Source organism: Halosimplex halobium (assembly GCF_051414055.1).
Taxonomy (GTDB): domain Archaea; phylum Halobacteriota; class Halobacteria; order Halobacteriales; family Haloarculaceae; genus Halosimplex; species Halosimplex halobium.
The window spans coordinates 161559-184458 of sequence record NZ_JBLKNX010000011.1 but is presented as its reverse complement, the minus strand read 5'-3'; the positions used below and the strand labels follow the sequence as shown (position 1 = coordinate 184458).

The window sequence follows — 22900 nt, the reverse complement described above, 5'->3', positions numbered from 1 at the left end:
TCGCGCTCGGACGAGGCGCCGGCTTCGTCCCGGCCGGCCGCGTGCCCGCCGGCGTCGCCCGCGCGGTCGTCGCTGGCTGTCGACGCGTCGGTCCCGCCCGCGTCGGCCGTCGACGTGTCGGATCCCTCCGTGCGGTCGGTGCCGGTCGACTCCGCTCGCCGGTTCGCCGCCGAATCGTCGCCGCGGTCGCGTCGGTCGGTTGCCTCGCGCCGGTCCCGCGACCGTTCGGACGGCTCCGACGAGCCGGCGGGCGGCGTGTCGGCCTCCGCCCCGCCGCCGTTCCCGCCGGCCTCCGCCGTCGTCTCGTCCCGGACGGACGACCCCTCGTCAGGTTCCGGGTCCGGGTCCGCGACCGTCCCGGGATCCGCGGTCGAGCCGGAGTCGGCGGCCGGTTCGGGGTCGACCGGGTCGGTCTCGGCGGGGTCGGGCTCCGCGGCCCCGCCCCCGTCGTCCGGTTCGCTCTCCGCCGCCGGCTCCTCGGCGACGGCGTCGTCGCTCCCGGCGGCCGGGTCGGGTTCGGTGTCGTCGTCGGCCGCGGCGGCGCTCCCCGCAGCGGCGCCCCCGGCGGCTGCCGTCGCGTCCGAGTCGTCGGCTCCGCCCGCAGCGTCGGGACCGCCGTCGACCTCGGGGATCTCGACGGGCTCGATCTCGGCGGGGCGGACCTGGAAGATGCCGACCTCGTCGTCGGCGCGCTCGAATGCCTCGTCGTCGGTGAGCAGCTGGCCGCTGTTGCCGACCCAGGCGACGGCCATCGAGCGGCCGCGGTGGTAGACGACGTAGTAGTCCCCGCTGAGGACGTTCTCCGACAGCTCGATGAACCCGGTGAACCCCCCGTCCGCGAGCGTGTCGTCGACCTCCGAGAGCGGCGTGTCCTCGGAGTAGTACTTCGCGCGGACCTCGTCGTTGCGCTCCTGCATGAGCGCGAGCAACGGAAGCGCCGGCGAGGGAGCCTCGTAGGCGGTCCCCGACGCCCCCTCGAAGTCGTCGATGTCACCGTCGAGGATGCCGACGACCGTCCCGTTGAGCATACAGAGCTTGACGCCGCCGGCTTCCACGATCCCGGAAAAGTCGGAGTCGGCCAGGTCGTGCAGGCCGCGATAGCCGTCGCGGAACGGCGACGACTCCCACTCGTCGAACTGCTCCACAGCGCGCGTGGTCATTGTGTTGGACAAGCCCCATGCGAACCAAATACTTTGCGCCCACGTCCGACGCGCGACCGCCGCCGGTGGACGGCAGCGACCGACGCGAAGCGACGACGCCGGCTCCGGTCGGACGGCGCCGGACCGTGTCGACCCGGCCCCCCGTGCGGGCCCGCCCACCCTCGGGGACGAGCCGACCATATTCGGGTCGCCGCGCGCGGGAGTTCGGTGTACCTATGACGGACCGGTCCCAACGGCGGGGTATGGAAGAGCAACCGGGACTGTCGGACCAGTATCGGACGGCCAGTCCGTGGCCGCTCCTCGTGGCGGTCGGCTTCGCGCTGACCGAGGTCGGCGTCTTCCTCGGCCTGTTCCCGATCGCCGTCGGCGGGGTGCTCCTGCTCGGGGGGAGCGTCGCGGGCATCCTCGGCGAGTCGGGCTACGCCCGCCGGCCCTGGCGGACGCTCGCGCTGCTGGGCGCCGCCTTCTTCGCGCTCGGGGGCGCCCTCGTCGCGACGCAGGTCCCCGGGTCGTCCGTGAGTCTCTTCGAGACGGTCGCCGACCCCAACGGCGTCGTCGGCCGCGGCCTCGCCGTCGCCGTCGCCGGGGCCATGCTCGTCGCCGCGGGCCTCGTCAGCCAGGCCGTCGGGCGCACCGGGCAGGGCATCTGAGCGGGCGACCGGCCGGGCTCCGGCGAAGACCCGACCGGCCGCCTGGCGTGACCCGAGCCCCAGTTCCGCACCGGGCCGAACGGATTCGCCGTCGCCTCGGTCGCTCACCGGCGCGAACCGACACTATATTTAGCCGCCTGACCCAAACCCGTGGTATGTCAGAGAAGGTCTTCGACCGCGAAACGCTCCTGGACCTGACGGTCAACTTCATCCCGCTGGGCATTCTGGTCTTCTTCATCGGTGCGTTCGCGCTGTTCCCGCCGTGGGGCGTCGACCCGCTCGTCTCCGGGCTGCAGTTCGCCATCGTCGGTGTGACGGGGATGCTGCTCGTAATCCTGACCTACTACGCCGGCAAGGCCGTCTCGAAGGCGGAAAACGAGATGGAAGCCGACCACGAGTGACCGACCCCGCGGCCCGCCACGCCGCCGGCCCGTCCCGTACACGCGGGTCCGGCCCGTCTGACCGCTTTCGTCGCCCGTCTGATCGCTTCCGCCGCCACCTCTTCTGACCGCTTCCGTTGCCGTCGAATCCATCCGCTTCCCGCGCCACCTCGACTCGCCCCGTCTCCGCTGTCGCTCTGACCAGGGCTGCACAGCGTCGCTTCGCTTTCGCGCCGACAGCCCGGCTTCCGGTCCGACTGGCTCGACTCGCCGCTGTCCGGCCGGGCAGACACCGGTGAGCGTGGGGTGAACGGACGATCTGATTGTCACGTTCTTCCGTGCGAAAGAAGCGCACGCGAACGGGTTCGGCGGAAGGGTTTCCTAACCATTCATATGGTACCAGTCCCGAAGTCCGGACATGGCATCAGGGCAGCTCGTGCTGACGGTGCTGATGGGGGTCTTCCTCGTCGGCATCGCGGCGTTTCTCTCCCGGGTCGAGGACTGGCGCTCGTACACCCCGCTGGTGAGCGGTGGTGGCGGCGGCTACGGCGAGGCCGGCGCCACCGTCCACCGCGAGAAGCCAGCCGGTATCACCCGCTGGCTGACCACCGTCGACCACAAGGACATCGGCATCCTCTACGGCACCTACGCCGTCATCGCGTTCGCCGTCGGCGGCCTGATGGCGTTCGGGATCCGCGTCCAGCTCATCGCGCCGACCGGCGCCGTCTTCGAGAACGGCTTCTACAACGCCATCCTGACGAGCCACGGGATCACGATGCTATTCTTATTCGGGACGCCCATCATCGCGGCGTTCGCGAACTACTTCGTCCCCCTGCTCATCGGTGCGGACGACATGGCGTTCCCGCGGATCAACGCCATCGCCTTCTGGCTGCTCCCGCCCGGCGCGCTGCTGATCTGGGCCGGCTTCTTCCTGCCCGGGATGACCGGCGCCCAGACCGCCTGGACGATGTACACGCCGCTGTCGGTCGAGCAGACCAACGCCGGCGTCGACCTCATGCTGCTCGGGCTGCACCTGACGGGCGTCTCGGCGACCATGGGGGCGATCAACTTCATCGCGACCATCTTCACCGAGCGCGACGACGACGTGTCCTGGGCGGACCTCGACATCTTCTCGTGGACGATCCTCACCCAGTCGGGGATAATCCTGTTCGCGTTCCCGCTGTTGGGCAGCGCTATCGTCATGCTCCTGCTCGACCGCAACCTCGCGACGACGTTCTACGCGGTCGGTGAAGGCGGCGGCCCCATCCTCTGGCAGCACCTGTTCTGGTTCTTCGGCCACCCCGAGGTGTACATCCTCGTGCTCCCGCCGATGGGGATCGTCAGTTACGTCCTGCCGAAGTTCTCCGGCCGCAAGCTGTTTGGCTTCAAGTTCGTCGTCTACTCGACGCTGGCCATCGGCGTCCTTTCGTTCGGCGTCTGGGCCCACCACATGTTCACGACGGGCATCGACCCGCGCCTGCGGGCCTCGTTCATGGCCGTCTCGTTGGCCATCGCGATACCCAGCGCCGTGAAGACGTTCAACTGGATCACGACGATGTGGAACGGCCGCGTGCGGCTGACGACGCCGATGCTGTTCTGCATCGGCTTCGTCTCGAACTTCATCATCGGCGGTGTGACGGGCGTCTTTCTCGCCTCCGTCCCCGTCGACCAGATCCTCCACGACACCTACTACGTGGTGGGTCACTTCCACTACGTCGTGATGGGCGCCATCGCCTTCGCCGGGTTCGCGGGCATCTACTACTGGTTCCCCATCTTCACCGGGCGGATGTACCAGCGCACCCTCGGCAAGGCCCACTTCTGGCTCTCGATGATCGGGACCAACATCACGTTCTTCGCGATGCTGTTCCTCGGCTACCTGGGGATGCCCCGCCGGTACGCGACCTACGACTTCAACAGCGCCATCGCGCCGCTGGACATGGTGACCCTGATGCACCAGGCCGCCTCCGTCGGCGCCCTCATCCTGCTGGTCGGCCAGGTCATCTTCGTCTGGAACCTGCTGTCCTCCTGGCTCGAGGGCCCGAAGCTCGAGGACCCCGACCCGTGGGACCTCAAGGAGACCGACCAGCACGGCCGCGAGTTCCAGTGGCACGAACGGCGCATCACGACCGCGCTGGCCGACGGCGGCGAGGAGGAGGAAGCCGTCACCGACGGTGGCGAGGTCGTCGACGAGGACGACTGACGCTCGCGGCTTCGACCTGCGTTTCGACGGTCTCAATTCCCGTTTTCGCCGATGGATGGCGTCGCCTGTCGAGGAGATACTGGAGCGATCAGCCGGGAGCGGCTGCTACCTGTGTCGCAGTTCGCGAGTCCGGCGGGCGACCACGTACCCGGAGTGGATCGGTTCAGCCGCTCAGGACGAGGACGAACGTGGAGACGCCCATCAGCACCGCGATGGCGGTGAGGACGAACAGCAGGAGTTCCTTCTCCGAGAAGCGGGAGTCGTCGTCGAAGTCGCTCATACCCGAGCTTGCGGCCGCGATGTGAAAAGGCTAACCACCCGCGGTCCCAACGGCCGGTCGTGACAGCCAACACCGACCGACTGGCGCTCGGCGGGCGGGTCGCGGGCTCGCGCGTCGTCCTCGCGGTGTACCTGGCCGTGCTGGGCGTCGCGGGCACGATGGGCGCGCTGCTGGGCTACGTCAACCCCGAGGGACTGGACCCGACCCTGTTTTTCCTCGTCGACCTGCCGGCGACGCCGCTGGGGATGGCGACGTTCGGCGTCGTGACCGTCGGCGCCGGCCTGGGCGTCCTCCTGCTTGCGGTCCGGTACGTCTCCCGGTACGACGAGGACCGGTTCGAGTAGGCCGGGACGCCCGGCGGTCGCGGACCGTCCGCCGACCCCCGGCCGGCTGCTGACCCTTGACGACTGCCGACTCCCGATCGGGTGCCGCCGGGACGGGCTCGCGACGGGCGACCGACCGGGCGCGCGCGAGCGGCGCGGTGCCCGAACGGGCGGCCGCGCGACCCCGAGAGCGCCGCGAGCCGAACACGTCAGGCGCCGACCGGAGGGTCGACAGGGGGCGGTCGGCGGGCACGCGTCGAATCTGTAACGGTTTCGGGCGCGTGAGCGGCCACGCACGGGACGATACAGAAATCTTCAAAGGGCGTGCGGTAGGAGATTCGGGACAACGATGGCATTGCTCGAGTCAATCGCGTTTGCGCTGTTCGCCGCGGTCACGCTGGGGAGCAGCCTGGGCGTCGTGTTAGTGCGCGACGTCTGGCATTCGGCGCTGATGCTCGGCGTCTCGCTGCTGTCGGTGGCAGTGTACTACGTCATGCTCCGCGCCGAGTTCATCGCCGCGATGCAGATACTGGTGTACGTCGGTGGGGTGCTCATCCTCATCACGTTCGCCATCATGCTCACCGAGAGAGACACCCAGCCCGACGAGGTGGCAACATGACCTCCCGGCCGCGGCTGGCGACCGACGTGAACTACGTCAACGGCCTGGCCGCGCTGGCGCTGTTCGCCGTCATGGCCTACGTGTTCTTCACGGCGGAGCTGGGCCGACCGGAGGCGTTCGCCGACGGCAGCGTCGTCGCGAGCATCGGCTACGCGATGTTCAACATGGTCGACCAGGCCGCGATCCCCGCGGAGAGCTTCCTGGTCGCCTTCGTCATCATCGCGCTGGTCCTCGACGCGGCGCTGGACGGGGCCGTGATGCTCGCCCGCCGCGAGGACGACGAGAGCGTCGTCACCGCGCTCACCGACGGGGGACGCCGGATCCCCGGCCGGACGGGCGACGACCACGAGGGCGGCGACGCGAGCGGCACCGAGGGAGGTGCGGACTGATGGCCATCGCGAGCCAGTACTACCTCCTGCTGTCGGCGGCGGTGTTCTGCATCGGGGTCTACGGCGTGCTGACGCGCCGTAACGCCCTGATATTCCTGATGTCCGTCGAGCTGATGCTCAACGCGGCGAACATCAACCTCGTCGCGTTCTCGTTCCACCACGGGAACCTGACGGGGCAGGTGTTCTCGCTGTTCGTGATGGCGCTGGCGGCCGCCGAGGTGGCGGTCGGTATCGGCATCATCCTCGTGCTGTACCGCAACTTCGAGGACGTGGACGTGACGAAAGCGGCTACGATGAGGTGGTAAGATGGCAGGTGCATTCGACTTCGTTCCCGCGATCGCAGCGCTCCCGTTCCTGGCGTTCGTCGTCTCCCTGTTCGCCGGGCAGTACATGCCGAAGCGCGGCGCCGAGGCCGGCATCATCGCGACCGCCGGCTCGCTGGCCCTGTCGGTCTGGACCGCGCTGACCGTCGCCGGGATCACCGGCACGGCCACCTACTACAACGAGAACCTCTACACGTGGGTGGCAGGCCTCGGCGACGGCGCGCTCACGCTTCGGTTCGGCATCCTGGTCGACCCGCTGACGGCGCTGATGCTCGTCATCGTCTCGCTGATCGCCCTGCTCGTCCACGTCTTCTCGCTGGGCTACATGAACGACGAGGGCGAGACCGGCCTCCCGCGGTACTACGCCGGGCTGGGCCTGTTCACGGCGAGCATGCTCGCCTTTGTCTTCTCGAACAACATCCTGATGGCGTTCATGTTCTTCGAGCTGGTGGGCCTCTGCTCGTATCTGCTGATCGGCTTCTGGTTCCGCGAGGACGGTCCGCCGTCGGCCGCGAAAAAGGCCTTTTTGGTCACCCGCTTCGGTGACTACTTCTTCCTCATCGGCGTGGTCGGCGTCTTCGCCACGTTCGGCACGGGCCTGTTCGCGCCCGTCGAGACCGCCTCCGGCACGATGGCGAGCTTCCCGGGACTCGCGGAACAGGCGCTGACCGACGGCGCCGACGGGATCTACACCGCCGGCTACGGCGCCCAGACGTGGTTCACGATCCTGGGACTGCTCGTGCTCGGCGGCGTCATCGGCAAGTCGGCGCAGTTCCCGCTGCACACGTGGCTGCCCGACGCGATGGAGGGCCCGACGCCGGTCTCGGCGCTCATCCACGCGGCGACGATGGTCGCGGCCGGCGTCTACCTCGTCGCCCGGATGTACGGCTTCTATCTGCTCTCGCCGACGGCGCTGGGCGTCATCGCGCTGGTCGGCGGCTTCACGGCGCTGTTCGCGGCGACGATGGGCGTCGTCAAGCAGGAGCTCAAGCAGGTGCTCGCGTACTCGACCATCAGCCAGTACGGCTACATGATGCTCGCGCTGGGCTCCGGTGGGTACGTCGCCGCGGTCTTCCACCTGACCACCCACGCGATCTTCAAGGCGCTGCTGTTCCTCGGCGCCGGGTCGGTCATCATCGCGATGCACCACAACGAGAACATGTGGGACATGGGCGGGCTGAAGGACAAGATGCCCGTCACCTACTGGACGTTCCTCTCGGGGTCGCTCGCGCTCGCGGGCATCGTCCCGTTCGCCGGCTTCTGGTCGAAAGACGAGGTGCTCTACGAGGCGCTCATCCACGGCTTCGGGACGCTCGGCGGCGAGGCGAGCACGCTCGGTATCCTCTATCTCCTCGCGTACGCGATGGGGCTGCTGGCCGTGTTCTTCACGGGCTTCTACACGTTCCGGATGGTCTACCTGACCTTCCACGGCGAGGCCCGCTCGGAGACGGCGCGCGACCCCGAGCCGGTCCGCTGGAACGTCAAGGCGCCGCTGGCCGTGCTCGGTATCGGCGCGGCGACGGTCGGGCTCATCAACATGAAGCCGGTCGCGGTCCTGACCGGACAGCACATCGACTTCCTCCACAAGTGGGTCCACGGGGCCGACGAGGGCGGCTGGCCGGCGGCGCTGTCGACGGACCTGGCGACCTACGAGACGCTGCTGCACGACGTGGCTCACGTCACCGCGAGCTACCCGCTCGGCGGCGAGGTACCGACGCTGCTGGCCTCGGCGGCCGTCTCGCTGGGGCTGGCGATCGCGGGCGTGCTCTTCGCGCGCAGCCTCTACGGCGTCGACGAGCCGACGGAACACACGGACAAGCTGGGAGGTGCGAAGACGCTGCTCATGCACAACTACTACCAGGACGAGTACCAGGTGTGGCTGGCACAGGGCGTGACGGTCCCGATCGCGCGGGCCGCGGACAAGTTCGACCAGGGCGTCGTCGACGGCGTCGTCAACGGCGTCAGTAGCGTGAGCCTGTTCACCGGCTCGCGGTTCCGCCGCATCCAGTCGGGCGTCGTCTCGAACTACGCGGCGCTGATGACGCTGTCGCTCGCGCTGCTGCTGGTCGTCTTCGTCGTGCTGGGAGGTGGTGCCTGATGCCCGTCGCCGGACCCGTCGAGGCCCTGCTGGGCGTCACGCTGCTGGGCGCACTGCTGGTCTTCCTCGCACCCGACGAGTGGGCGGGCAAGCTCGCCGCCGCGGTGAGCCTCGTCCCCGTCGCCATTTCGCTGTGGATGTACACCGCCTTCGACGGCGTCGGCAACGCGCTGCTGGCCGACGGCGACATCGCCTTCGAGTCGACGCTTGGCTGGGTCAGTCTCGGCCGCTACGACCTGGCCTGGCACGTCGGCCTCGACGGCATCAGCCTGCCGCTGCTCGTGCTGGCGACCGTGCTGACGACGCTGGCGCTGGTCAGCTCGTGGACGCCCATCGACGAACGGCAGTCGCAGTTCTACGGCCTCATGCTGCTGATGGAGGCCAGCCTCATCGGCGTGTTCACCGCGCTGGACTTCCTGCTGTGGCTGGTCTTCTGGGAGGCCGTCCTGGTCCCGATGTACTTCCTCATCGGCGTCTGGGGCGGCCCGCGCCGGAAGTACGCCGCCATCAAGTTCTTCGTCTACACGAACGTGGCGACGCTGGTCATGTTCGTCGGCTTCATGGCGCTCGTGTTCGGGCTGGGCGACTCCATCTCGACGTTCGACCTGCCCGCCATCGCGCAGGCGCTCGGCCAGGAGGGCGCCCTCGGGAGCGTCGCGGGCATCGCCCCCGACACGCTCCGGGTGGTCGCCTTTGCGCTGATGTTCGCCGGGTTCGCGGTGAAGGTGCCCGTCTTCCCCGTCCACACGTGGCTGCCCGACGCCCACGTCGAGGCCCCGACGCCCGTCTCCGTCATGCTGGCGGGCGTCCTCCTGAAGATGGGGACTTACGCCTTGCTGCGGTTCAACTTCACGATGCTGCAGGACGTGGCGCAGGCCTACGCGGGCGTCATCGTCGCCTTCGGCGTCCTCAGTATCATCTACGGCGCGATGCTCGCCCTGGCCCAGCAGGACCTCAAGCGTATCGTCGCCTACTCGTCCATCTCGTCGATGGGCTACGTCATCCTCGGGCTGGTCGCCTTTACCCCGCACGGCTTCGGCGGCGCGACCTTCCAGATGGTCGCCCACGGCCTCATCTCGGGGCTGATGTTCATGACCGTCGGCGTCATCTACAACGAGACCCACACCCGGATGGTGGGCGACATCTCCGGGATCGCCGACCGGATGCCCTGGACCGTCGGCATCCTCGTCGCTGCCGCGTTCGGCTACATGGGGCTGCCGCTGATGGCCGGCTTCGCCGCCGAGTACCTCATCTTCCAGGGCGCGTTCGCCTCGCCGTACATCCCCGCGGCGCCGCTGGTGACCGCCGCCGGGATGTTCGGCATCGTCGTCGTCGCCGGCTACCTGCTGTGGGCGATGCAGCGGACGCTGTTCGGCGAGTACTCGCTGGCGACGGACTACGACGTCTCCCGCGCGCCCGTCCACGACGTGGCGCCGCTGGTCGTGCTCCTGGCGCTGGTCATCGCCCTGGGCGTCGACCCGGGCCTGGTCTACCAGATGATCCAGGACGCAGTCAACCCGCTGTTGCCGCCGGGCTCGGCCGCCATCGTCCCGTCCGGGGCGGTCGGTGACGCTGCCGCCGCGCTGGCCAACGGAGGTGTCGCGCCGTGGTAGTCGAGATAGCCGGTTTCACGATGGCCGACTGGGTCGCGCTCACGCCGGCGATCATCTTCGGCGCGGCCGCCATGCTGCTGTTCATCGTCGACAGCATCGAGCCCCAGCCGGGGACGAGTTCCAACGCCGTCCTCGCGGGCGTGTCGACGGTCGGCGCGCTCGCCGCGTTCCTCGTCGCCGGGTACTTCCTCGTGCTCGGCGTCGGCCAACCGCGCGGGACGGGCGCCATCGACCTGTTCGGCGGCGCGCTGGTCGTCGACGGGATGAGCCTGTTCTTCGTGGTCATCGTCGCGAGCGTGACCGCGCTGGTGACGCTGGCCTCCTACGACTACCTCGCCGGCGAGGAGTACCAGGCCGAGTACTACGGGCTGGTCATCATGGCCGCGACGGGCATGTCGCTGATGGCCTCGGCCAACAGCCTCGCGACGGTGTTCGTCAGCCTCGAACTCGCGAGCCTGCCGTCGTTCGCCCTGGTCGCGTTCCTCAAGGACAACCAGGGCAGCGTCGAGGGCGGGCTGAAGTACTTCCTCGTCGGCGCGCTGTCGTCGTCGGTGCTCGCCTACGGGATCAGCCTCGTCTACGCCGCGACGGGCAGCCTCCAGCTGGAGGCCGTCGCGGAGGCGCTGGCCGCCGGCTCGGAGATCCCGGTCGGGGTCCTCGGCGTCGGCGTCATCATGATGCTGCTCGGGTTCGCCTACAAGACCGCGAGCGTCCCGTTCCACTTCTGGGCGCCCGAAGCGTACGAGGGCGCGCCCGCGCCGGTGTCGGCGTTCCTCTCGTCGGCCTCGAAGGCCGCCGGGTTCGTCGTCGCCTTCCGCGTGTTCCTCACCGCGTTCCCCGAGGTCGGCGGCCTGACGGGCGCCGCCCCGATGGTCGACTGGGTCACCGCGGTCACCGTCCTCGCGGTCGTCACGATGACCGTCGGGAACTTCGCGGCCGCCACCCAGGAGAAGGTCAAGCGGATGCTCGCCTACTCGTCGGTCGGCCACGCCGGCTACGTCCTCATCGGGCTGGCCGCGCTCTCGCCGGGCGTCGACAACGGGTTCGTCCTCGGCGCGAGCATGATGCACCTGCTCGTCTACGGGTTCATGAACACCGGCGCGTTCCTGTTCGTCGCCCTGACCGAGTACTGGGGCATCGGCCGCACCTTCCAGGACTTCAACGGCCTCTCGAAGCAGGCGCCGCTGGCCTGCGCCGCGATGACGGTCTTCCTGTTCAGCCTCGCGGGCCTGCCGGTCGGCGGCGGCTTCATCTCGAAGCTCTACCTGCTGGCCGCGACCGCGCAGACCGGCACCTGGCTGCTGGCCGCCTCGCTCATCGTCAACAGCGCGCTGTCGCTGTACTACTACAGCCGCGTCGTCCGGGCGATGTGGCTCGAGGAACCCGACGGCGACTTCGACCTGGGCGGCTACCCGAGTTCGCTGTACGCCGCCGTCGTCATCGCCGCGTTCCTCACCTTCGCGCTGCTGCCCGCGTTCGGCCTCCTCTCGCCGAGCGCCTTCGACGCCGCGTCCGTCCTGTTCGGCTGACCGGCGCCGACTCTCCGCGTTTCGATTCTTTCGCCGCTCCGGCCCGGGAGCGCGTCCGTCGTCCCCCTCGACGCACCTGCGGCTCCGAACGACGGTCACGAGGGTAGCGAAAACGGAGACGGGAAACGAGGACGGCGGTGCTACGCCGATTCGACGGCGTCCAGCACCGCGTCGTAGTCGGGCTCGTTGGTGGGATCGTCGGCGACCCAGTCGTAGACGACGGTACCCTCGTCGTCGATCACGAAGACGGCGCGGTTGGCGTTGCCGTACAGGCCCAGGTCGGGGATGTCCATCGTGAGGCCGTATTCCTCGATGGTGTCGCCGTCCATGTCGCTGACGAGGTCGAACTCGATGCCGTGCTCCTCGCGGAACGCGCCCTGGGAGAACGGCGAGTCGGCGCTGACGCCGAAGAGCGTCGCCCCCGCCGACTCGAACTCGTCGAGTCGCTCCTGGAACGCGACCATCTCGTTGGTGCAGGGCGGTGTGAACGCGCCGGGGAAGAAGGCGAGGACGACCGGGCCGTCGCCGAGGTGGTCGGCCAGGTCGAAGTCCTCGTGGTCACTCGTGCCGAGCGTCGCCGTGAACGTGGGTGCGGATTCGCCAGTGGAAACCATCGCCTGTCCGTACGGGCTCGCGCGAAATAAAACACCGACCGAACAGGTTCCGACGGCGGGGCCAGCGGGGCGTTCGGGACGAGGCTCGACAGCGCGTCGGCGACGGCGGCGAGCCCCGGGCTGTCGATCCCGTCGTCGTTCGTCACGAGGACGTGTTCGACCGCGTCGCGCTCGTCCCGCGGTGTCGACGGTTCCCCCATGGAATCAGCTCCATCGGGGCTGTCAGACCAGTAAGTAAAGTAACTGGTGGTCGGGCGCGACCGGCAGTCACGCCCGGACGGGTCGCCCGGCGGGATACAGCGAGCGCACGAGCAGCGCGAACCCCGGCGCGACGAACAGCCCCTGGACGAGCAGGGTCGACTCGGCGTCGAGGCCGAGCGTGACGGCGCCGACGGCCCCGACCAGCGGGCCGAGCGCGACGGCGCCGAGGCCGTAGCTGAGCAGCGACAGCGAGCGCGACGACGTTCGGTTGGCCGCCCTGTGTGCGAGCGAGGCGACGAACGCGCCGAGGACGACGGCGACCGTCGTCACGACGAGCGTCGCGACCGTGATGGTGTGCGTCGACATGGTGGATCACCGTCGGGGAGCGTTCACCGTCCGGGCCGTCCGTCCGCGGCGAGCGGCGACGGCACCCGGACCGCAACCGGTGTCCCCGGCCGTGAGGAGAGATACCACGCCAGCCCTCTTCAAGCCGGAACAGGCTTCTTACCGTCCGGGAACGGGTGGCTGGGAGCCGTCCGCGGTCGGACCGGGACGCGGCGCGTTTCCGGGCGCGTTCGGGCGGTTCTCCGGGTCTCGGGGCGCCGGCGCCGCTCGACCGGGTCCCAGCGGCTGGGAATCACGACACCCCTTATCCGCGTTCTGGGCGAACGTGGGCGTATGGCGACGCGAGAACTCGAATCCAAGGTGTTCGGCTGGGACGTGCAGTTCACCTACTCCGAGACGTGGATCGGCTACGCGCTGTTCGCGCTGCGGGTCATCATGGGCTGGACGTTCTTCTACGCCGGGATCACGAAGGTCGTCAACCCCGAGTGGAGCGTCCGCGGGTTCCTGCTGTACGGGATCCCCGACGGCAACCCGCTGACCGGCCTGTGGACGACGATGGGCAACGAGTGGGCGTGGCTGCTGACGCCGCTGAACCAGCTCGGCCTGACGCTGGTCGGCCTCGCGCTGATCCTCGGCGTGCTCGTCCGGTTCAGCGCGTTCTGGGGGGCCACCATGATGCTGTTCTACTGGCTGGCCTCCTACCCCTTCGACAACGCACTGCTCATCGACTACCACATGGTGTACGTCTTCCTCCTGTTCGGTCTCGGCGCGTTCGGCGCCGGCCGCATCCTCGGGCTCGACGCCCGCATCGAGGAACTCGACATCGTCGAAGAGTACCCGCAGCTCCGGCTGTTCCTCGGGTAGACCCGTCCCGTCGGCCGCTCCGGCAGTCCCCTTCTCGGCCGCCGCCGCGGTCACCGTTCGCGACCGCGGCCGCCATTCACCTCTTAACTCTTGCCGTGTCCACCGTCAGCGTGGAAGCTGGCACAGACGTATTCGAGGGAGCCGCGAACGGACACACATGGACGACGAATCCGGAGTGTCCAGCGACCTGCGAGAGACCCTCCAGCGCCACCGCCGCGGCAGCGGATCGGACGGGACGCTGGTGTTGAGCGACGACGAGGGGTACGTCGGCGACGAGATCACGCTGAAGGGCCGCAACTTCCCGGCCGACGAGGAGTACGAGTTGCTGTGGAACTCGACGGAGGGCCGGTGGGGCGTCCTGGAGGGCAACGAGGTCGTCGGCCCGCAGTACCAGCCCCGCACCGACCAGATCGGGACCGTTCGAACCGACGCCGACGGCGCCTTCGACGAGACCTGGACGGTCCCCGAGGACTACGGCGGCGCCCACCGGATCCAGGTCACGAACGGCGACGGCAACGTCGTCGCGCGCGACGAGTTCTCGGTCACGCCCCACTTCGAAATCGACCGCACGGAGGCGCCGCTGGGCGAGGCGTTCACGATCACCGGCTACGGGATCGGGCCGAACGTCGTCACGAACAACTACCAGGTCTCCTGGGACAACGGCAACGTCGGCTTCATGACCGGCGTGATGAACCGCGGGACGGCCACCGCGGAGATACGCGCCGTCGGTCCGCCCGGCGAGCACGTCATCCAGGTGTGGCGCAACTACAAGGGCGTGCCGTACCTCCAGAACAACACCCAGTCGCCCTATGGCCCGGTCGCGGGCGGCCGCCAGTCCGTCTGGACCGTCGAGGTGACCGAGCCCGACGAGGACCCCCGGACCGCCTGGGTCGACCCGCTGCTCGACGAGCAGCCGATGAGCGTCCACTACCCCGAGATCGACGCCGAGGGCGAGGCGGAACTGGAGATCTCGCCGCCCTCCGGCCAGGCGGGGACGACCGCCGTGCTCACCGGCCGGAACTTCCCGGCCGAGACGGAGGTCGACCTGATCTGGTACCGCCACGAGGGCCACCGCGTCAAGGGGATCCCCATCACCCCCGAGCCCAAGCCCGACGTGTTGCCGACCGTCGAGACCGACGCTGAGGGGAGCTTCCAGACGGAGATCGCCATCCCGCGCGCGGAGGGGTCGACCCGGCCGATCACCGCCGCCGTCGACGGCCGCGAGGTGGCGGTGACGGGCTTTATGATGCAGCCGTCCATCGAGACGTTCGCGCCCGCCCGCGGCCCCGTCGGGACGGAGATCGACATCGAGCTGTCGGGGATCGGCTGGACCATCTACGAGAACGCCCCCTTCTTCGTCTACGACAACACGCCGCTGGGCTACGTCTGTGGCACCGCCGGCGACGACAAAGAGGGCACCGTCCACGCGCGGCTCCGCGCGGCCGGCGAGCCCGGCTGGCACTTCATCGATATCTACCCCAGCCTCTTCGACATGCAGGAGGAGAAACCGGTCTTCGAGGTGCGCCCGCACCTCTCGTATCTCGACAACCACCCCGTCCGGCCGCTGCCGGCTCTGCACATGGCCTTCGAGGTCACCGAGTGATGGCGCTGGACCTGTCGCTCGCGGTCCACCCCTACGCCTGGACCCAACCGCTCCGGGACGGCCGCGTCGAACCGGAGGGGATCAATCTGTCGGCGGTGAACTACCCCAACCCCGTCCGCTTCTCCCGGATGGTCCGTGACCTGGAGTTCGACGCCTGCGAGCTGTCGATGGGGACCTACCTCGCCACCCGCCGCGACGCCGACCGCTTCCCGTTCACGGCGATCCCGGTCTTCCCCTTCCGGAAGTTCCGACACGCGTACATGTACGTCCGCGAGGGTGCCGGGATCGATTCGGTCGCGGATCTCGCGGGCGCCCGCGTCGGCATCGTCAACTGGCAGACGACGACGGGGATCTGGCAGCGGGGCACCCTCGCCGACCGCCACGACCTCGACCTGGGTTCGGTCGAGTGGGTCGCCGGCGGCTCGGAGATCGTCGACGTGGACGTACCCGACCGGATCGACCTCGAGTACGTCGGCCACCAGGGGTCGACCATCGGCCTCCTCGAGGACCTGATCGAACGCGGCGAGATCGACGCGATATTCCACCCCGTCGACGCCGGCGTCGCGAACGCCCGCCGGCTGTTCGACGACGCGAAGGCCGTCGAGCAGACCTACTACCGCGAGACGGGGATCTTCCCGATCATGCACGCGGTCGTCGTCCGCGACGACGTGCTCGACGAGCACCCGTGGGTCGTCCAGCCGCTGTACGACGCTTTCGAGCGTGCGAAGGAGATCGGCCTGGGTGCGCTGGAGCGGCCCCGGGAACTCCCGCTCGTCTGGGCGGACGTGTACGCCGACGAACAGCGGTCGGTGCTGGGCGACGATCCGTGGGAGTACGGGCTCACCGAGGACAACGTCACGGCCGTCGAGACGCTCGCCGGGTACGCCCACGACCAGGGCGTCGCCGCCGAGCGCTACGACGCCGGCGAGCTGTTCGCGACCGACCACCTCGACACCGACTACTACGCGTAGCGTTGCGGCCGGGAAACTCTCGGAAAACCGGATAGCCGAGAACAGCCGTCAGCCGGTGAGTTCCACGGCGTTCTCGGCGAACAGTTCGGCCAGGTCGTACTCCCTGGGGATCAGTCCCTGGTCGTGAGCGTACTCGACGAACTTTTCGAGGCCGCGGCGATTTCGATCAGTCAGGCCGTACTCCCAGGCGTCGTCACCGAGGATCCGTTGCTGTTCGAGCAGGTGGAGGTGTGCCCACGTCATCGAGGCCTTCGCGCTGGGGCTGGTGTTGCGTTCGAGGCAGGCGTCGCGGGCCTCGCAGAACGCGTCGAAGATCTCGGTCGCGACCCACGGATACTCGTCGAGCACCTCGTCCCGAACGGCGACGGCGTGCATCGGCGGGTGGATGCCGGTCTCTTCGAAGTACTCCCGTTCGGCGGCGAGGGGGTCGTCGAAGACGAACTCCGCCTCGTCCGATTCGGCCACGTCCCAGAACAGCGACCCCGCCGGGTCCATCGCCGCCGCGAGTTCCCCCTCGAAGAGCATCTCGCGGAGGTCCTTCGGTTGCTCGACCGCGTCGCCGTCCTGCGCGCCGGGCACGGGCCGGATGTCGAAGCGGTCGGGCAGGTCGACGGGCACGTCGTCCTCGCGGCGCCGGTACCACTCGACGGATTCGAGGTCGAGGTCGTGGTGCTCGGCGGCGATCCCGCGGACCCAGACGTTGGCGGTCGTCTGCCACGACTGGACGCCCACCGGCTTCCCTTCGAGGTCGGCCGGCTCGTCCACGTCGGCGCCGGCGTGCTTGTAGAAAAACGAGTGTCTGAACCGCTTGTTCGGGAACACCGGGATGGCGGTGAACGGGTACTCCTCGCGGCGCTCGCGCGAGGAGAGGTACGACGCCAGCGACACCTCGCAGACGTCGAACGCCAGGTGTTCGAACATGCGTCGGTGGCGCTTGGGCGGGTACTCCGAGATCACCGTCGCGTCGATGCCGTCCGGCTGCACGTCGCCGGTCAACAGCGGCTTGTAGATGTCCCTGTCGCCGAGCGCGACCGAGAGTTCGACCGTCATGTGCGAGGGTGCGACCCCGGCGGGGGAATACCTTCCTCGGATTCCAGCGCAGTGGGATCCGCGGCACGACGGTCGTTCGGGCGGCTCGCGCCCGGCACGTCCGCCCGTGCACCCGGTGGCTACGCGACCCCGTCGACGAACAGTTCGTCCACGTCGTACGGCCGCCGGACCAGCCCCTGGTCGTGGGCGTACTCGACGAACTTCTCGAGCCCTCGCCGGTTGCGCTCGGTCAGGCCGTACGCCCAGGCGTCGTCACCGAGGATCCGCTGCTGTTCGAGCAGGTGGAGGTGTGCCCACGTCATCGAGGCCTTCGCGCTGGGGCTGGTGTTGCGTTCGAGGCAGGCGTCGCGGGCCTCGCAGAACGCGTCGAAGATCTCGGTCGCGACCCAGGGGTGCTCCTCCAGGACTTCGTCGCGGATCGCGACGGCGTGCATCGGCGGGTGGATGCCGGTCTCTTCGAAGTACTCCCGTTCGGCGGCGAGGGGGTCGTCGAAGACGAACTCCGCCGCGTCCGATTCGGCCACGTCCCAGAACAGCGACCCCGCCGGGTCCATCGCCGCCGCCAGTTTCCCCTCGAACAGCGCCCGCTTGAGGTCCTCGCGTTCGGCAACCGCGTCGCCGCCGTGCTCGCCGGGCACGGGCCGGATGTCGAAGCGGTCCGGGATCGAGACCGGCACGTCGTCGCCCTTCCGGCGGTACCACGTCACCGAGTCGAGGTCGAGGCCGTAGTACTCCCCGGCGATCCCGCGCATCCAGACGTTGGCGGTCGTCTGCCAGGAGGAGACGCCCACCTTCCGCCCCGCCAGGTCCGCGGGGCCGTCCACGTCGGCGTCGGCGTGTCTGTAGAAAAACGAGTGTCTGAATCGCTTGGCCGGGAAGACGGGGATGGCGGTGAAGGGGTAGTCCTCGCGGTGGTCCCGCGAGGAGAGGTACGACGCCAGCGACACCTCGCAGACGTCGAACTCCAGGTTCGCGAAAAAGCGGCGGTGGCGGTTCGACGGGTAGACCGGCGTCGTCGTCGCGTCGACCCCGTCGGGCTCGACGTCGCCGGTGAGAAGCGCACGGTTCAGGTCGCGGTCGCCGCAGGCGATCGACAGGTCGATTGGCATGGGTGAGTGTTCGGTCTGGTCCGCGGTCGGTGGTCGGCGGTCGGTTCGCGGCCCCGAAGGCCGGGATCGGTCCGTGGGCCCGGGCTGGGTCGGTTCGCGAGCGCGGTGGTCGTGGTGGCCGGGACAGGTGACTGTCGTCTACTCGACGTTCATGTCGTGGAAGGAGACGCCGACGAGTCGCAGCGAGAGCAAGACGAGGAAGGTCAGCCCGACGAAGACCGTCGAGATGGCCGAGACGAGCTCGACGTTGGCGGTGTTCATGTAGATGTTGAACACCTTCACCGGGACGACCATCGTGTCCGAGGAGTAGACCATCAGCGGGATGGTGATCAGCTGGAAGATGTGGATGAGGAGGTAGAACCAGATGATCGCCGACGTGTTCCGGAACAGCGGGAGGAACACCTCGCGCATCTGCTGGACCCAGGTGGCGCCGGCGATCCGGGCCGACTCCTCCAGCTCCGTGTGGATCTGGACGATGTTGCCGATGGCGAGCCGCGAAGACATCGGGATGTAGGCGATGACGCAACCGATGACGACGATCCACAGCGTCCCGTAGAGGTCGACCAGCGGGTGGACCTTGCCGACCCACAGCGCGGTGAACAGGACGCTGACGCCCGTGATCACGCCGGGGATCGCGACCGACGACAGCGAGAGGAAGTCGACGGCCCCCCGGAAGGGGTAGTCGGTCCGCTCGGTGTAGTACGACAGGCCGACGACGAGGACGGTCCCGAGCGTCGCGCCCGCGAGGCTGACGAGGACGCTGTTGACGAACGCGCCGCGCAACCGGGGGTTGGTCACGGCCTCGACGTAGTGGGCGAGGGTCAGCCGCGACAGGTCGACCGTCCCGCCCCACACCGAGTGGACCGACACGACCACCATCACGACGACCGGGAGCACCCAGACCAGCAGCATGAACGCCCACAGCGCGCCGGCGAGCGGCCACCGCCACCTGCCCAGATCCCAGGTGTGGGGCTGGTAGCCCTGGCCGGTCACCGTCATGTAGTCCTCCTTGCGGCTGGTCACCTTGCGGTGGTACCAGACCAGGACGGCGGCGACGACGAGCAGGCTGATCGACAGCGCGGCGGCCTGGCCGTACTCGGGCGGCGCGCGCAGCCGGACGGCCTTCCAGATCGCGGTGGCGTACACCTCGTAGCGCTCGCGGGCGCCGAGGATGGCGACGATGGAGAACTCGCCGAGCCCGAGCAAAAACCGGACGATCAGCGCCGTCAGGATCGCGGGCAGGATGACCGGGAACGTGACCGACCGGACCGTCTGGAGGACGTTCGCGCCGTGGATCCGCGCGACCTCCTCCAGGGAGGCGTCCATGTCCTGCAGCGCGGGCGCGGTGAGCAGGTACACCGAGGTCACCGCGTCGACGCCGGCGACGACCACGATCCCGGTCGGGCTGAAGATGTCGATGGGCGGCGCCTCCAGCCCGAGCGCGCCGACGAGGGCGGTGGTCACGAGCCCGTGGTCCGGCCCGTAGGCGGTGATGTACATGACCGCGTAGATGTACCCCGGGACGGCGTACGGCGAGATCAGTACGAGTTCCATCGCGTCCTTGGTCGGGACGTTCGTCCGCACGAGCAGCCACGCGAACGCGAGCCCGACGCCCATCGAGATCAGGGTCGTCCCGCCGGCGACGAACAGCGAGTTGCCCACGAGGGCACCGATGTCGAACGCGTTCTCCAGGTAGACCGCCCGGAAGTTCCCGAGCGTGACCGACCCGGAGAACTGGCCCGGGTAGCCGTCCCAGACGCTCGTCCACAGCAGGAAGACCAGCGGGACCAGCGTCAGCAGGACGGTCGCGACCGCGAACCCGCCGAGGACGAGCCGCCGCACCCGGCCGTCGGTCCCGCTCGGCGCGGGGAGGGCTTCGAGCGGCGACTCGCGGGCGTCGCGGGCCTGCCCGCCGAGGCGGGTGCGGACGCTCCCAGCTCGTTCGCCCAGCCGCGTCCGGACGCTCCCCACTCGCTCGGCGAGTCGCGTTCGGACGCTCCGTACCCGCCGGCCGAGGCGCGTGCGGACGCTCATGGGGTCCGGTCCCTCCGGTCGGCGCCGGTCATCCGTCGCCCGCCGGGTACACCTGTATCGCCTCCGGCCGGACGTGGAGGCGTATCTCGTCGCCCCGCTCGCGGTCCCGGACGGTCTCGGTGTGGACGACCAGGTCCGTCGCCGCCCCGTCGAACGCGACCGTCAGCTCGTAGGTGTCCCCGAGGATCCCCTCGGCGACGACGGTCCCGGCGAGTTCGAGCCGCCCGTCGGGCCGGCCCGCGAACCCGCCGATCTCCACGTCGGACGGGCTGAGAAAGCAGCGGACGGATCCGGTCTCGACCCCGTCGGAGACGTAGTCGACGTTGTCGAGCGGGAACGCCACGAGGTCGGTCCGGACGACGCGGTCGCCGTCGGCGCTCACGTCGACCGTCCCCGAGAAGCGGTTGTGCGTGCCGACGAACCGCCTGGTGAACGGCGACGACGGGCGGCGGTGCAGCTCTGCGGGCCGCCCCCGTTCGACCGTCTCGCCGTCGCGCATCAGGACCACCCGGTCGGCGAGGTAGAACGCCTCCTCCTGGTCGTGGGTCACGTAGAGGACGCTGACGCCGAGCTCGTGCTGGAGCCGCTGGAGCTCGTCGCGCATCTCCTTGCGCAGCTCCCGGTCGAGGTTGCTCAGCGGCTCGTCCATCAGCAGCAGGTCCGGGTCGTGGACGAGCGACCGCGCCAGCGAGGTTCGCTGTTGCTGGCCCCCGCTCAGGTCGGTCGCCGGCGCCGATTTCAGGTCGCCGATCTGCACGAGCTCCAGCACCTCCTCGACGCGGGCCTCGTACTCCGAGTCGGGGAACGGGTTGTCGGCGTACTGCAGCGGGAAGACGACGTTCTCGTAGACGGTCTTGTGCGGCCAGATCGCGTAGTTCTGGAACACCATCCCGAGGTCGCGGTCCTCGGGAGGACGGGAGACGCTGTCGCCGTGGACCGTCTCGCCGCCGATCCGGATCTCCCCGCCGTCGGGCACCTCGACGCCGGCGATACACCGCAACAGCGTGGTCTTGCCGCAGCCGCTGGGGCCCAGCAGCGCGACGATCTCGTCGCGCTCGACCGTCAGGTCGACCCCCCGGTGGGCGTACTCGCTGCCGAAGCGCTTGTCGAGGTCGGTCACGGCCAACTGCGGGTGCGTGGGCATCGTGAGGGTGTCCGGAGTCGTGTGGTCTCGGTGTCTTCCGTGGTCAGCGAGTCGGGGCGCGGTGAGCGGCGAGCGGCGACGAGCGCCGACGCGGCAGGAGGGTCAGAACTCGATCGCGTCCTCGACGGCCCGCTGGCCGATCTCGGTGTACTCCTGGCCCTCCCAGAACCCGACCGGCGTCGTCTCGGTCGTGAGCCGCTTGCGCGCGTAGTCGCTCATCTCCACGTCGGAGAGGTCCAGGTCCGTCCGGGCGGCGGTCACGTTCGGCACGTCGTTTATCAGCCGCCGCTGGACCGGCGCCTCCAGCATCGCGCTGAGGACGAGCCGCGCCGCCCACGGGTGGGGGGCCTTCTTGTTGATCGAGAACAGCCCCTCGAAGGTGTTCCACTTCACCGGGTCGACGAAGTTGCCCATCAGGGGGAACTCCGCGACGAGTTCGGCGATCGTCCACGGGAAGTTGTAGAACATCAGCGGGACCTTCCCCTGGGCGACGGCGCGCCCGCCGTCGGAGTGGGAGTTGTACCCGGTCACCTCGAAGTGGTCGACGATCGCCCGCATCCACTCCATGTTGTCCATGTCGGTCTGGTCGGCGTGGTAGCCGATGATCCACCCGATCTGGCTGGTGACGGGGCCCGTGGGGATGATCATCTCCAGCCCCTCGTACTGGTCGTCGAAGAGGTCGTTGTAACTGGTCGGGATATCGAGGCCGCGCTCCTCGAATATCTCCCGGTTGACCGGCATGACCGACGATGCGCCCCCGTTGAACGCCGAGGCGCCCCACGGGAGGGTCATGTAGTCCTCCAGCTGTTCGCTGAACCAGAAGTTCTCGTCGACGTCCCACTCGTAGTACTGTTCGGCGACGGACTCGCCGTCCTCGTAGATCAGGTTCCGGATGTCGGTGGCGCTGGCGACGAGGTCGGCCTGGTCCTCGCCGGCCTGCCGTTCCTGGATGACCCGCTGGGAGATCTGCGAGCCGCCGGCCGAGACCACGTCGGCCTCCAGCCCGGCGTCGAACTCCTCGTTGATCACGTCGACGAGGCTGTTCCAGGTGGGCTGTTCGCCAGACCCGGCGTAGATGGTCACGGTCGTTCCGTCGTCGACGTAGTCGACGAGCTGGTCGGTGGTCCACGGCGGCTCCGGCTCGCCCGCCGTCGTCGTCGCCGGGCCGCTGCCCGCGCCGCTCCCGAGACACCCCACGAGCGACGCCGCCGAGACCGCGGCGCCCGTCGCGAGAAACGCCCGCCGCGAGGGCGTCCCGGCGCGACGCTGCCGGCCGTCGACCCCGTCGCGTCCCCGTTCGTCGTCCGCTGAACGCTGGTCCGTCATACACCCGTGGCTTCCCCGCGTACGGATAAACGGGTACCGTAGATTGCTATCTGATGGGAAGACATCGGTCGAACG

The 22900-nt window shown here is 69.1% G+C and carries 20 protein-coding genes and 1 pseudogene; 13 read left to right on the top strand and 8 right to left on the bottom strand.

Annotated features, from left to right (window positions below):
* Positions 1 to 1160 (bottom strand): annotated as a pseudogene (locus tag ACMGFG_RS13080) (DUF7527 domain-containing protein); the annotation flags it as partial.
* A 242-nt stretch (positions 1161 to 1402) separates the two neighbouring features.
* Between ACMGFG_RS13080 and ACMGFG_RS13075 the strand changes: the two are divergent.
* The 10 genes from ACMGFG_RS13075 (at position 1403) to ACMGFG_RS13030 (ending at position 11564) form a co-directional block, all read left to right on the top strand.
* The gene (locus ACMGFG_RS13075; protein WP_436930767.1) at positions 1403 to 1810 is read left to right on the top strand and encodes a DUF7541 family protein; all 408 of its coding nucleotides are present in this window, start codon (positions 1403 to 1405) and stop codon (positions 1808 to 1810) included.
* 155 nt (positions 1811 to 1965) lie between these two features.
* Entirely contained in the window at positions 1966 to 2211 is a 246-nt protein-coding gene (locus tag ACMGFG_RS13070) for a DUF6684 family protein (RefSeq protein WP_436930766.1), read from the top strand.
* Between the two features lie 397 nt (positions 2212 to 2608).
* Positions 2609 to 4390: a cytochrome c oxidase subunit I gene (ctaD, locus tag ACMGFG_RS13065; RefSeq protein WP_436930765.1), complete on the top strand. Its 1782-nt coding sequence runs from the start codon at positions 2609 to 2611 to the stop codon at positions 4388 to 4390.
* Positions 4391 to 4729: 339 nt separating this feature from the next.
* Complete coding sequence (locus ACMGFG_RS13060; protein ID WP_436930764.1) at positions 4730 to 5014, top strand: DUF7520 family protein; 285 nt, start codon at positions 4730 to 4732, stop codon at positions 5012 to 5014.
* Between the two features lie 328 nt (positions 5015 to 5342).
* Positions 5343 to 5612, top strand: a complete 270-nt coding sequence (locus ACMGFG_RS13055; RefSeq protein ID WP_436930763.1) for an NADH-quinone oxidoreductase subunit J — start codon at positions 5343 to 5345, stop codon at positions 5610 to 5612.
* Positions 5609 to 6001, top strand: coding sequence for a hypothetical protein (locus ACMGFG_RS13050; protein ID WP_436930762.1), 393 nt, complete (start codon positions 5609 to 5611; stop codon positions 5999 to 6001). Before ACMGFG_RS13055 ends, ACMGFG_RS13050 begins: the two co-directional genes overlap by 4 nt.
* The gene (gene nuoK / locus ACMGFG_RS13045) at positions 6001 to 6306 is read left to right on the top strand and encodes an NADH-quinone oxidoreductase subunit NuoK (protein WP_135364311.1); all 306 of its coding nucleotides are present in this window, start codon (positions 6001 to 6003) and stop codon (positions 6304 to 6306) included. Before ACMGFG_RS13050 ends, nuoK begins: the two co-directional genes overlap by 1 nt.
* A 1-nt stretch (position 6307) precedes the next feature.
* Positions 6308 to 8422, top strand: coding sequence for an NADH-quinone oxidoreductase subunit L (gene nuoL / locus ACMGFG_RS13040; protein WP_436930761.1), 2115 nt, complete (start codon positions 6308 to 6310; stop codon positions 8420 to 8422).
* Positions 8422 to 10035, top strand: coding sequence for a complex I subunit 4 family protein (locus ACMGFG_RS13035; protein ID WP_436930760.1), 1614 nt, complete (start codon positions 8422 to 8424; stop codon positions 10033 to 10035). Before nuoL ends, ACMGFG_RS13035 begins: the two co-directional genes overlap by 1 nt.
* Before the next feature lie 20 nt (positions 10036 to 10055).
* Entirely contained in the window at positions 10056 to 11564 is a 1509-nt protein-coding gene (locus ACMGFG_RS13030) for an NADH-quinone oxidoreductase subunit N (RefSeq protein WP_436930772.1), read from the top strand.
* A gap of 140 nt (positions 11565 to 11704) precedes the next feature.
* On the opposite strand, the gene ACMGFG_RS13025 is transcribed toward ACMGFG_RS13030, so the two are convergent.
* Both ACMGFG_RS13025 and ACMGFG_RS13020 read right to left on the bottom strand, forming a co-directional pair.
* Positions 11705 to 12178, bottom strand: a complete 474-nt coding sequence (locus tag ACMGFG_RS13025; RefSeq protein WP_436930759.1) for a redoxin domain-containing protein — start codon at positions 12176 to 12178, stop codon at positions 11705 to 11707.
* A 267-nt stretch (positions 12179 to 12445) separates the two neighbouring features.
* Entirely contained in the window at positions 12446 to 12745 is a 300-nt protein-coding gene (locus ACMGFG_RS13020) for a DUF7521 family protein (RefSeq protein ID WP_436930758.1), read from the bottom strand.
* A 312-nt stretch (positions 12746 to 13057) separates the two neighbouring features.
* Between ACMGFG_RS13020 and ACMGFG_RS13015 the strand changes: the two genes are divergently transcribed.
* The 3 genes from ACMGFG_RS13015 to ACMGFG_RS13005 all read left to right on the top strand — a co-directional run bounded on the left by ACMGFG_RS13015 (position 13058) and on the right by ACMGFG_RS13005 (position 16162).
* On the top strand, positions 13058 to 13588 hold the full coding sequence (locus tag ACMGFG_RS13015) for a DoxX family protein (protein WP_436930757.1): 531 nt from the start codon (positions 13058 to 13060) through the stop codon (positions 13586 to 13588).
* Positions 13589 to 13745: 157 nt separating this feature from the next.
* On the top strand, positions 13746 to 15191 hold the full coding sequence (locus tag ACMGFG_RS13010) for a hypothetical protein (protein WP_436930756.1): 1446 nt from the start codon (positions 13746 to 13748) through the stop codon (positions 15189 to 15191).
* Positions 15191 to 16162, top strand: a complete 972-nt coding sequence (locus ACMGFG_RS13005; RefSeq protein ID WP_436930755.1) for a substrate-binding domain-containing protein — start codon at positions 15191 to 15193, stop codon at positions 16160 to 16162. The genes ACMGFG_RS13010 and ACMGFG_RS13005 overlap by 1 nt, the downstream gene beginning before the upstream one ends.
* Before the next feature lie 48 nt (positions 16163 to 16210).
* On the opposite strand, the gene ACMGFG_RS13000 is transcribed toward ACMGFG_RS13005, so the two are convergent.
* The 5 genes from ACMGFG_RS13000 to ACMGFG_RS12980 all read right to left on the bottom strand — a co-directional run bounded on the left by ACMGFG_RS13000 (position 16211) and on the right by ACMGFG_RS12980 (position 22825).
* The gene (locus ACMGFG_RS13000; RefSeq protein ID WP_436930754.1) at positions 16211 to 17212 is read right to left on the bottom strand and encodes a substrate-binding domain-containing protein; all 1002 of its coding nucleotides are present in this window, start codon (positions 17210 to 17212) and stop codon (positions 16211 to 16213) included.
* Positions 17213 to 17331: 119 nt separating this feature from the next.
* A complete protein-coding gene (locus tag ACMGFG_RS12995) occupies positions 17332 to 18321 on the bottom strand; it encodes a substrate-binding domain-containing protein (protein ID WP_436930753.1) in 990 nt (329 codons plus the stop codon).
* Positions 18322 to 18459: 138 nt separating this feature from the next.
* Entirely contained in the window at positions 18460 to 20355 is a 1896-nt protein-coding gene (locus ACMGFG_RS12990; protein ID WP_436930752.1) for an ABC transporter permease, read from the bottom strand.
* A gap of 28 nt (positions 20356 to 20383) precedes the next feature.
* A complete protein-coding gene (locus ACMGFG_RS12985) occupies positions 20384 to 21475 on the bottom strand; it encodes an ABC transporter ATP-binding protein (protein WP_436930751.1) in 1092 nt (363 codons plus the stop codon).
* Between the two features lie 126 nt (positions 21476 to 21601).
* Complete coding sequence (locus tag ACMGFG_RS12980; protein WP_436930750.1) at positions 21602 to 22825, bottom strand: transporter; 1224 nt, start codon at positions 22823 to 22825, stop codon at positions 21602 to 21604.
* Positions 22826 to 22900: the final 75 nt, after the last annotated feature.

Bases quoted from the DNA above. Each gene is read 5' to 3' on its own strand.
- ACMGFG_RS13075 (WP_436930767.1), top strand. From the start codon at position 1,403: ATGGAAGAGCAACCGGGACTGTCGGACCAGTATCGGACGGCCAGTCCG.
- ACMGFG_RS13070 (WP_436930766.1), top strand. From the start codon at position 1,966: ATGTCAGAGAAGGTCTTCGACCGCGAAACGCTCCTGGACCTGACGGTC.
- ctaD (WP_436930765.1), top strand. From the start codon at position 2,609: ATGGCATCAGGGCAGCTCGTGCTGACGGTGCTGATGGGGGTCTTCCTC.
- ACMGFG_RS13055 (WP_436930763.1), top strand. From the start codon at position 5,343: ATGGCATTGCTCGAGTCAATCGCGTTTGCGCTGTTCGCCGCGGTCACG.
- ACMGFG_RS13050 (WP_436930762.1), top strand. From the start codon at position 5,609: ATGACCTCCCGGCCGCGGCTGGCGACCGACGTGAACTACGTCAACGGC.
- nuoK (WP_135364311.1), top strand. From the start codon at position 6,001: ATGGCCATCGCGAGCCAGTACTACCTCCTGCTGTCGGCGGCGGTGTTC.
- nuoL (WP_436930761.1), top strand. From the start codon at position 6,308: ATGGCAGGTGCATTCGACTTCGTTCCCGCGATCGCAGCGCTCCCGTTC.
- ACMGFG_RS13035 (WP_436930760.1), top strand. From the start codon at position 8,422: ATGCCCGTCGCCGGACCCGTCGAGGCCCTGCTGGGCGTCACGCTGCTG.
- ACMGFG_RS13030 (WP_436930772.1), top strand. From the start codon at position 10,056: ATGGCCGACTGGGTCGCGCTCACGCCGGCGATCATCTTCGGCGCGGCC.
- ACMGFG_RS13025 (WP_436930759.1), bottom strand. From the start codon at position 12,178: ATGGTTTCCACTGGCGAATCCGCACCCACGTTCACGGCGACGCTCGGC.
- ACMGFG_RS13020 (WP_436930758.1), bottom strand. From the start codon at position 12,745: ATGTCGACGCACACCATCACGGTCGCGACGCTCGTCGTGACGACGGTC.
- ACMGFG_RS13015 (WP_436930757.1), top strand. From the start codon at position 13,058: ATGGCGACGCGAGAACTCGAATCCAAGGTGTTCGGCTGGGACGTGCAG.
- ACMGFG_RS13010 (WP_436930756.1), top strand. From the start codon at position 13,746: ATGGACGACGAATCCGGAGTGTCCAGCGACCTGCGAGAGACCCTCCAG.
- ACMGFG_RS13005 (WP_436930755.1), top strand. From the start codon at position 15,191: ATGGCGCTGGACCTGTCGCTCGCGGTCCACCCCTACGCCTGGACCCAA.
- ACMGFG_RS13000 (WP_436930754.1), bottom strand. From the start codon at position 17,212: ATGACGGTCGAACTCTCGGTCGCGCTCGGCGACAGGGACATCTACAAG.
- ACMGFG_RS12995 (WP_436930753.1), bottom strand. From the start codon at position 18,321: ATGCCAATCGACCTGTCGATCGCCTGCGGCGACCGCGACCTGAACCGT.
- ACMGFG_RS12990 (WP_436930752.1), bottom strand. From the start codon at position 20,355: ATGAGCGTCCGCACGCGCCTCGGCCGGCGGGTACGGAGCGTCCGAACG.
- ACMGFG_RS12980 (WP_436930750.1), bottom strand. From the start codon at position 22,825: ATGACGGACCAGCGTTCAGCGGACGACGAACGGGGACGCGACGGGGTC.